The organism is Flavobacterium sp., from assembly GCF_023151265.1.
Taxonomy (GTDB): domain Bacteria; phylum Bacteroidota; class Bacteroidia; order Flavobacteriales; family Flavobacteriaceae; genus Flavobacterium.
The window spans coordinates 1-8,789 of sequence record NZ_JAKLJH010000115.1 but is presented as its reverse complement, the minus strand read 5'-3'; the positions used below and the strand labels follow the sequence as shown (position 1 = coordinate 8,789).

Here is an 8,789-nt window from a genome sequence, read left to right as displayed (position 1 = left end):
CACGGATTAGTATGCAACTTAACAATATCACCAGTTTTAAAGCGAATTAAAGGCATTGCTTCAACTCCAATAGTAGTAATTGTAAGTTCTCCACTTTCTCCTTCTTTAACAGGCTTATTTTCGTCATCTAAAACTTCAACAATAATTAATTCTGGATGATGATGACCTCCTACTCCATGCTCGCATTCTGTAAAAGCGGTGCTCATCTCGGTAGAAGCGTAGGTTGAGAATAGTTTAATATTCCATTTGCTAGCAATTTTATCTGCTAAAATTGAATTTGAAAAATCTTGATTACGTAATGATTCTCCAATACAAATTGCGCCTTTAATTCCTAAATTATTATAATCAATTCCGTGAGAATCTGCGTATTCAATAAGCTTTAGAAGAAATGATGGAACTGTAATTAAATACGTTGGCTTGTATTTTAAAATAGAATCCCATTGCAATTCTGGTATGCCTGCTCCTACTCTTATTACGCCAACTTTCATTTTTCTAAGCCCCAGAAAATAAGCTAAACCAGCCATAAATCTTCTGTCCATTGTGGTCATAAGTTGCACAATGTCACCTTCTTTTATTCCAGCACAATCAAAAGAAATCGCTTCATTGTAAGCCAATCTATCTAAATCGTTATCGGTTAAACCGAAAGTTACAGGATCGCCTAAAGTCCCAGAAGTTGTTGCAAAATCAATTATTTTATGCGTTGGGACACACATAAAATCATCGTTATTTCGCTGTAAATCTTCCTTTGTAGTAGTTGGAATTAGTTGTAAATCTTCTAACGTATTTATTTTAGAAATATCAATTTTATGCTCTTGAAATAAATTTTGATAATAAACCGAATTTGCACTTACATATTGCAAAACTTCCTGCAATTTCAATTCTTGAAATGCTTTAATTTCAGCTGTTGTTTGTTTTTCAATATGTGGTATCATTTCAGTTTCTTTATTGATTTTTTTAAATATTTTTCAACCTGAACTTTGCTTGTTAAGGTTGTAATTTCACATTGTAAAGCCTTTTCAAATTGGATTTTAGCTTGAGCGAAATCTTTATTGTTGTAAAAGTATAAACCTGCTTTGTAATAAACTACCCAAAAATAAGGATTTAAAGACTGATATTCCTTAATTTGATTTGCATCAATGAATTTCTTTTCATTTAAAGCTGAATCCATTTTGGCATCTTCAATTCTAAATTGCTCGTATTTTTTGTATTCTTCTGTTTCTAAAAACGGGTCTTTTGCTATTGATAAATCAGAGCATTCAAACGATTCAAAGCTATTTTTATCTCTAGTTTCATTGAAAATTTGATTTAAATCGTAACAAACAAATTCGCCTAATTGATAAGGATTTGCCGATACCCAAACCAATAATTCTTTTGGTTTAAAGATAATTCCATGATGCGCTAATAACTGATTGAGCGCTTTTTCATTCCCGTATCCAATTTCTTTATCGTTTAAGCCTTTAGTATCTCTTAAAATTTCTGCTGCAATTATTGGATTTATTTTGGGATTATTATCGAATAATTCCGTCATTTTATCAAATCGATATTTAGAATGACTGTCTCTAATTTGGTCTTTATTTCGTTTATCATTTTTTAATTCTTCACTTTGAAAATGATTAGAACAAATAATTTGATTGCTATTTGGAACATCAAAAACTCCAAAATTATTAGGCGAAACTTCAATAAGAATTGCTTTGTTGTCTGCTGCACTTCCCACCATAATGGATTCGGATACAAAAACTTTTCTTTTTTTAGCAATTGCTATGGCTTCATCAATTGTAGAAGCGTATTGTAAAATTTCGCGTGCTAAAACCGAAATAGGTGTTTTTGCAATTAAAGGAATTTTTGATTTTCCTGCATTTATCGTAATCGTTACTCCTTTTGTATTCATTCCTGAAACGGCTCCTGTCATTCCTGCCCAAGTGTAAATCATAAACGGATTTCCCTGAGTAGGTTTTATAAAAGCAATTACTTTGTCTTTGGCAAAATCATCTCCAGCATAAAAATCGAAATTTCTTCCTAAAATTAAATTTCCGTCTTCCGATTTTGAATCCCAAGCGGCAAAAGAAGAACAACCTACTAATGCTAAATCTTGCAAAGCGTGACCAATATCGTGTGCACCGTGCAAATACAAACTGCGCAAATATGCGGGCGCAATAGCATCAAAATCTTTTGAAGAATATCTTGAATAGCCGTAAATTTCTGTTTTGTATTCTTCAGGAATATTGAGATACAACTTTCGATTGTACCATTTTAAAAAGAAACGCAGGAATTTTTGTTTGGATTCTGACGGAACTAAATCTTTAATTTTTGAGAAGAAAATGGTTTCTTGCTTTTTTAATAAAGAATCTGTTAATGCTCCCGAAATTAACCCAACTTGCAATGGATCGCCTTCGACATATAGTTCCCAAAGTTGGTGTTTGTTTTTAAGTAACAAATTGTTTCCAGATACAAATAATGTAGCCGCTTTTTTATCTACAACAGGAATTGTTTGATCATAACCAGCAGTAATTGGCTGATGTTTTAATGATTTTGAAATTCCGCAAGAAACCATCAATAAAAAAACAACCGCTGAATAAAAAAGAAAAGCAATTCTACTCTTCATAATGCTTATTTCGTTTCTTGATTTATTTTATCTACCAAATATTCTTTTCCAACAATTTCAGAACATGTTAAAACAGCTCCAATCGTAACACCCAAAACACCATGCATATTAATACTTTGTCCTGTTAGATATAAATTATCTAATTTGGTTTTAGGTGCGATAAACGATAACATCGGATTATTACAATCTTTCACGTAACCATACATATTTCCGCTATTTCCACCAATGTAATCTCTGTAAGAAAGCGGTGTTGAAGTATGAATAGATTGAATACAACTTCTAATATTTGGAAACTTAATCTCAATTTCGTTTAGAAATTTTTCAGTTTTTTGTGCTTTAAATTCTTCGTAGCTAATTCCTCTATCGCTTTTTTCTGCTGTCGTGTTAAAGGTTTCTTCCCATTCTTTTACATCTTCATATTTCATGTAAGTAATAAAAGTCATTCCTTCAGCCCATTCAACATTTTTTCCTGAGTAATTCATAGAAGCCATATACGCTTTTGGCCATGAATTTTCATCATATTCGTATGCTGTCCAAACATCATTCGAATTTTTAAAATGATAATAGTTATAATTCAAATATTTGAACGTATTGGGTTTAAAAACAATATACAAACTAAAGGCTGAAATAACGCTTTCTAACTTATCAATTCGCTCATAGTAGGATTTTCTAAAATGAGATAATCCAACCATTTTCAAAGTAGCTTTTGGATCTATATTAGAGATAAACAAATCCGCTTTAACAACTTCATTTGCTTTTGTTACAACCGATATCACCTTATTATCTTCAACCTCAAACTTAGCAACATCTTTGTATTTGTAGATTTCGCCACCATACTTTTTTAATTGCTTTATTAATTGTTTGGTAATTTGACTTCCTCCATTAACACAACGCCAAGAACTTTGTATGTATGAATTTACCGATAACGCATGCACATAAAAAGGTGATTTATCAGGAATTCCTGCATATAAAAAGTTGGTTCCAGCTAAAACGGCTTGTAATTTTTCATTTTGAGTAATTTCAGCAATGGAATCTTTTGCATTTAACGTTAATATTTCGCTTTGATATTTACCATCAGCATTTAAATTATAAAGTGGAAAAGTATCACAAACGTCTACTACTAATTTGCAATATTTTTCTAAAGCTTCTTTCTCTTCAGGAAAACTTTTAAGCAATTGATTTACAAAATTTTCATAACCTTGCGCATGCGGATACTCTTCATTTGAATCTTCAAAAGAAATAACATCAAATGCATCTTCATCCATTTTTTTTAGTCGCAATTCGTCCATTATACCTAAGTACTTGAAGTATTTGTACAAATTTTGACCTTCGGATAAACCTCCGATGTAATGAATTCCGGTATCAAAAATGGTTTTATCGCGCACAAAAGTTTGCAAATTTCCACCAAATTGATTGTTTTTTTCTAAGACACAAACTTTGTATCCTTCTTTTGCTAAGATAATAGATGAAACTAATCCGCCTAAACCACTTCCTACAATTACTATGTCGTATTTATCTTTCACTTATCTTATTTTTTTAAAACAATAATTTTATCATCGTTTGAACTAATTTTAAAACCAGTTTGTTCAAATTTATGCAATAATATAGAACAATTGAACAAAATTACGGTTTGAAAATTAGTTAAGTTATTCTGAATGTCTTCAAAATTAAAATCTGAATTAGAAATTAATAACGTATCATTATCATTAATACTTGTATCGATATTATCAACATAGTTGATATTGTATTTTTTTACCAAATAATTTGAACTTGGAATTTCTCTTTTTTCTAAATCAGCAATAAAAGATTTTACTTTTCTTTTTGGTTCTTGCATGCTTAAAAGAAAATCAATTTGACCATAATCTGAAGCTATGTGAACTAGTTTTGCTTCTGAATTAATATACGAATTTAGCTTGTAATAATTGCTTTTATTCGCTGAAAAATCTGATTTTACTTCCGAAATAATTTCTCTTTCTTTATATAAGAAACTTAGAAACAATTTATTTTCAAAATAGTTCTCTCCTTCTAATTCTGAACGTAATTTATTGAATTCGGATCTAAAATATTTATTGATAACTTTTGTTCGTTGCGAATAATTTTCACCGAAAGATGTATCATCTGCTTTTATTCTTTTATCAATTACAACGGTTATGCTTTCGTCGTAAATAATATGATCACCTTTTGGTAAAGTTTCTGAATTTCCGTGAATGTAAACAGGTAAAACATCAATATTAAAATGTTCGGCTAAATAGAATGCTCCTTTATAAAAACGTCCAATTTCATTCGTACTCGAACGTGTTCCTTCAGGAAAAATCATTAACGAATAGCCTTTTTCGATTTTATCTCGCAAATGTTCCACACTACCTTCAATTCCTTGTGATGCTGGATAATAACCTGCTAATTTTACAACTCTACCAAATATTGGCGAATTATAAACCCAATCATTCACTAAATAAATCATTTTTGGTGTTATCATTCCAACTGCTAAAATATCTAAAAACGAAGTGTGATTTGAAATAATAACTGCTGGTTTGCTAAAATCTTCATTATAATTATTCACAATTTTTTTCTTCACAAAAGGATTAGAATATAAAACTGATTTCATGAAATTGGATATAATTATTCTAAACCACATCATTTTCTTTTCTTTGTTAACCGGAATTAAGAAGAGAATAATTTTTCCAATTAACGAAAAAAACAATCCGCCTAAACCGTAATATAAAAACGATAAAGTTGAATGCAATAACAATCGTAACGATATAGGTGATTTCCCTTTTCTAACACGATTAAAAAAGCAAATACGGAATAATATTGGATAGAAAATAAACGTAATTAATAAGGCAGCAAAAACACCAATTAAGGAAACAGATGAAATTGATTTTAAAGCGGGATGTTTTGCAAAAACTAATGCTCCAATAGCCAAAATGGTAGTTAATGCGGCTAAAATAATAGAAGTTCTATACGTTGGCATTTCGTTTTTACCTGTTGTATATTCTTTTTGCAAAGCGCTAGTCATAAAAATACTGAAATCGACACCGTGACCAAAAATTAGCGTACATACAATTGTACTGAAAATGTTCAGTTGAATATCAAAAAACCACATTACGCCTGCGGTTACTACACCTGTTAATACAATTGGAATGGTACTTACGATAACCAATTCTGCTCTTCTAAAAAACACAAAAAGAATTAAAACAACTGCAATAAAAGAGTAGTTTACCAATGAATTAAAATCGTCTCGAAGTTTACCTAAAAACGTTTCATTCATTTGCTGCCTATCAATTGCTAAAACATTGGATTTACTATCAATTGAATTCACAAATTTATCGCGTTGCTTGTCAGAAACTTTTGCAACAGAAGTTATCGTATAAAACCCGTTTTTAGAAGCGACGAATTCATCTAAAAAAAGTGCATTTAATTTTTTGTAATCGTCAAAACTTAATAATTCAAATTTTTGATTTAATAAATCGTAAAAACCTTGATGCATTGTAGGTTTAAAACCTATCGAATTTCCGTTAGAAACAAGTGCATTTTGAACAAATTGCTTTTTATTTTCTGTCCAGAAACTATTCCACAATTGTAGTTTTTCAGTTTGTGCTTCTTTGGATAAAACAATTCCGCCAATAGAACTAAAGTTTATTATTTTGTTCTCCGATTTTTCAAGCGAAAGTTTGTCAAAAAGTTTGCTGTTGTTTTGGATAGCTTCTTCAATAGAATTTCCGTAAGCCGCCAAATAAATAGATTTTGAAGTTAGATTGGTTCGTTTTTCAAGCTTTTCTTCTGTTTTCTTAATTTCATCTGGAATAAAATTTAATTCTGATAAATTGTTGTTGAAAGAAACTTTTCCGAACGTAAAAAACGAAATGATAATCACAACAGTTGTTATACCAATTAAAATCTTATTGTTTTCAAAAGAAAAAGCCGCTAATTTATCGAGTACATTTTCCTTCGGAATTGCATTGTTTTTAGGTTTATACAAATGCGGAATTAGCAAAAGAGAGAAAAAAGCAGATACAACAACGCTAATTGCTGCAAAAATTCCTAAATCTTTTAATGCTTCTGAATTTACAAAAAGCAAACATAAAAATGCCACCGCTGTAGTTGTACTACTCATTACTAATGGCATTGTAATATCTTTATAAACGGTTTTTAAATCGTTATTGTTCTTATAATGCGTGAGAATATGAAGCGAATAATCGATTGTAACTCCTAACAAAACGGCTCCAACACTTAACGAAATTGCCGAAATAGTTCCTCTAATAAAATATAAACAAGCAATTGCTGTTACTACTCCAAAAATGGTTGGAATAAAAATAATAACCGGAATGAGTAATTTTCGATAAAAGACAATTAAAATAAGCATTAAAGTTCCTAAAGAAACTAAAATGGTAGTCAAAATATCGGCTTTAATTTGCTTGGCATTTGCAACTGCAATGAATGAAGAACCAAAATAGTCTAAAGTAACTTTACCTTTATTTACTTCATTGAATTTTGATTTTATTTGATTTAATTCATCAACAAATAACGTGTTTTTTTCTGTTTCGCTTCCACTTAATTTTGGATTGATAAAAAGTAAAAGTGTTGATTCGTCTTTTGTGATTATGAATCCGTCTTTTAAAATAAAATCATCTCCAATGCTTAATTGCTGAAGCTTTTTTAGTGCGATAAACGAAATTCCTAAAGGATCGTTCACAATAAAATCCTTTGCAATTATTCCGGTTGGAGAAATTAAAGTTCTGTAATTGCTTTCAACTTGTTTCGAAATGCTATCGTTGGTTAACTTTTTATCTAAAGTTGCATAATCGTTTTCGTCTAAAAAGTAAGGCAAATTTTGGTAAACAAAATCAAAAGTTTGCTGAATATTTTCATCGTCAACCTTTCCTTGAATATTTTTTATGTAAGGTTCGCAAGAGTGTAAACTATCAATAAAGTCGGTAGCAGTTTGCGTTAAATCGTCAATTGAACCATTCTTATCTTTTTCAATAATGACAGTTATTTTATCCGAAAAATTTAATTGTTTTAAAACTTTTGCGGCAACATCTGCGTTTTCGTTTTTTGGAATAATTCGGGTAATATCTTCTTCAAATCTAATTTTTGAAGCAAAAAAAACAAACACTATTAAAAACAAAAATACCGTTGCCAATGAGAGCAATCTATTATTCTGAACAAAATAATGAACCCTAATAAAAAACTTGTGCATTTTTAATTTTATTTTTTTGATTTTCCCGTCAGCGAAAGTAAGAAATAACTAGAAAAACCAAAAACAAATGCAGTAATTGTAGCTAAAATAAAACTTCCTACAAGATATTGAGTTGTGTGATTTTTAATGGTTTCTAAAGAAAACTCATGATTTTCGTTAAAAAACACATCTCCTTCAACAAAATAAGAACCTATTTGTAAAGATGCAAAGATAATAAAAGGAATCATGGGTGGAATACTAATATTAGAAAAGGTAAAGGCTAATATTTTATTCCATCGAAATAAAACGGCTAAAAAAATAACTAAGACAGTTTGAAATCCCCAAAAGGGTGCAATTCCAATAAAAACCCCTAATGCAATTGACAATGCTTTTACTAAATTAGAATCGTTACTTTCTAAAATTTCATCATTTATGAATTGCTTTATTTTTTTTTTTTGGAAACTTCTAAAAAAATCTCTTGGTTTAATATATAAAAGGGTTATTAGCACTAAAACGGTGTTTAGTATACTAATTCTTGTAAAATCTTTAAAAGGTCTAAAATGTGTTACACGTTCGGTTGGGTCATATAAAATTTTTACAGGAATATTTTTTACAATGGAACCTTTCCAAGCAGAACGAACAATAACTTCGATTTCAAACTCAAACTTTTTGGTAAAATATTTCTTTGGAATGTGTAATAACGGATACAATCGATAACCAGATTGTGTGTCTTCTAATTGAATTCCGGTTTCAAACCAAAACCAAAAGTTAGAAAATTTATTTCCAAAACTACTTTTCTTTGGTACGCCTTCCTGATTCATATTTCGACTACCGATAAGTAAAATATTACTATCACTTTTTTCTAATTCTTCCAAAAAAACAGGAATATCATCAGGAAAATGCTGTCCGTCTGAATCTATTGTAATGGCATAATGGAATCCGTCTTCTATTGCCTTTTTAAATCCTAATTGGAGTGCATTTCCTTTTCCTTGATTTTTGGAAATTGAA

The 8,789-nt window shown here is 30.0% G+C and carries 5 protein-coding genes; all 5 read right to left on the bottom strand.

The features are described from left to right. Positions 1–932 (bottom strand): AMP-binding protein (locus L6Q46_RS10685; protein WP_291284289.1); only part of this gene is annotated, 932 nt, incomplete at its 3' end. Continuing rightward, positions 929–2,602, bottom strand: a complete 1,674-nt coding sequence (locus L6Q46_RS10680) for a C45 family peptidase (protein WP_291284288.1) — start codon at positions 2,600–2,602, stop codon at positions 929–931. The genes L6Q46_RS10685 and L6Q46_RS10680, both read right to left, overlap by 4 nt. Positions 2,603–2,607: 5 nt before the next feature. Further along, a complete protein-coding gene (locus L6Q46_RS10675; protein ID WP_291284287.1) occupies positions 2,608–4,125 on the bottom strand; it encodes an NAD(P)/FAD-dependent oxidoreductase in 1,518 nt (505 codons plus the stop codon). A 5-nt stretch (positions 4,126–4,130) separates the two neighbouring features. After that, on the bottom strand, positions 4,131–7,718 hold the full coding sequence (locus tag L6Q46_RS10670; protein WP_363315877.1) for an MMPL family transporter: 3,588 nt from the start codon (positions 7,716–7,718) through the stop codon (positions 4,131–4,133). Positions 7,719–7,810: 92 nt separating this feature from the next. Continuing rightward, on the bottom strand, positions 7,811–8,789 hold a 979-nt coding region (locus L6Q46_RS10665; protein WP_291284285.1), incomplete at its 5' end, for a DUF2062 domain-containing protein.

Coding starts and splice junctions, on each gene's coding strand:
- L6Q46_RS10680 (WP_291284288.1), bottom strand. CDS start 2,602: ATGAAGAGTAGAATTGCTTTTCTTTTTTATTCAGCGGTTGTTTTTTTA.